At 42.4% G+C, this 1,584-nt stretch carries 1 protein-coding gene; it reads right to left on the bottom strand.

Annotated features, from left to right (window positions below):
* Positions 1–513 precede the first annotated feature (513 nt).
* The gene (locus G463_RS23075) at positions 514–1,119 is read right to left on the bottom strand and encodes a hypothetical protein (RefSeq protein ID WP_156900299.1); all 606 of its coding nucleotides are present in this window, start codon (positions 1,117–1,119) and stop codon (positions 514–516) included.
* Positions 1,120–1,584: the final 465 nt, after the last annotated feature.

Consider the following 1,584-nt stretch of genomic DNA (forward strand, 5'->3'; position numbering starts at 1 on the left):
TGTTTCGAAGTGTAAAGGCACTCACGGCCGCGATTCACACGTTTCTCGATGCTTGGAATGAAAACGCCAAGCCATTCAAATGGGTGAAAAGGGCAGAAGAAATACTGGAAAAAGCAAACCCTAAACATAAATAGTTATAAGCCCTCAAGACACTAAGTCAGCTCGAAGCCAATTGTGAATACCGAGTAGAGAGTGAACCATCTGGGCTTGAAGAGTGAGATCATTCTCAGCTGTCCACGCCTTATCTAAATTGTCAACCAGTATAACCACTCTGTTGCTTGATTTCAGAAACGGAATGAGAAGATCCTTTGCCACAATCAAAAACAGATTGTGTTATTTATTTGTAAAATTGTCATTACTGTATCCGAATTCCTCCAAACACTCTGACATTATTTCTAGTAACCCACTAAAGGGAGAGTGTTGGTGCTCTGTTTCCCGCAACTTAAAAATTCACGAAAATGTGGCGTTCTGATATAACCCGACACTATTAATACCAATCAAATTCTTTAGAGGTTAACCATCCATCTGAACACCATCAATCAACCAGTAGTAATGATGCAACGGCTTGTACAGATCGATGGTCAAGCTAAATGGCAATCCCTTTTCGACTACCTTGGCGGTGTGACCAGTGGATGAAAGAAGCGTATATGTCACCTTTACACCGTGATACGTTCCTACAAATTCCTTGGATGTATCCGAAGTCTGGATGATTGATCCATCCGGTGCAAAGTTCTGTGTCCCATACAAAGCAACATAAACTGGACTTGCCTTCCACGGACTATGCCCGCCTTTTTCTTCTTGGGACATTTGATTCGATGTTTCTACAACTACTGTTCCATCAAAATATGAGGTATATTCTTGACCTTTACTCTGCGGCAAAAAATTTGGATTTGTGTAGATGGTGATTGCATCAGTGTTCATTTCATTTGTTTGCTTCGATGTTGTTGGCGCAGATAGATTCGAGCTTGTCGATCCAGAATTGTTGGTTGCTGTTGTCTCCGTATTCGTCACATTCGTTGTTTCAGATGGTCCATTGCCTGCCAAACCACACCCTGCAAGAATTCCCACGATAGTTAATGATGCTCCTGAAGTTGTTATCCATTTGCTATATCTTGTCATGTTTAGGTTGACCTCCTGATTTTGTACACATAACGTAGACGCAGAGACTCCACGTTTAGTTTCAATCCATTTTTTGGAGTGCTTTGTGAACGGCAAGAGGAGGAACCGAATCGCTCTGGCCCCATCCAACCAGTGACCGCTTTAGAGCCAGGACAACGATTTTAAAGAGGCACGCGAAATCTGAACGATCCTTCGAATAGGCGAATTACTCCGACTGCTTAATGAGGACGAGGTGTAGTAAAATGTTGATTGAAAATAGTTTCCGCGGATTTCACCTCACTCAAACATGCAGAACAACGTGGCGTCCCCCTATATACCGTATTTTGTATGATGATGCAGGGTTAGGTGAACCCCTATCTTGTACATTCGCCCTCCCTCAATGATCTTTTCATTTTCTCTTGTTTTCTCATTCATTCGTAGCTTTTTGCATTTGACTCAGTAGATGGAGTGCTGTCAGACTCCTGT

Source organism: Alicyclobacillus contaminans DSM 17975, assembly GCF_000429525.1.
Classification (GTDB): Bacteria; Bacillota; Bacilli; order Alicyclobacillales; family Alicyclobacillaceae; genus Alicyclobacillus_A; species Alicyclobacillus_A contaminans.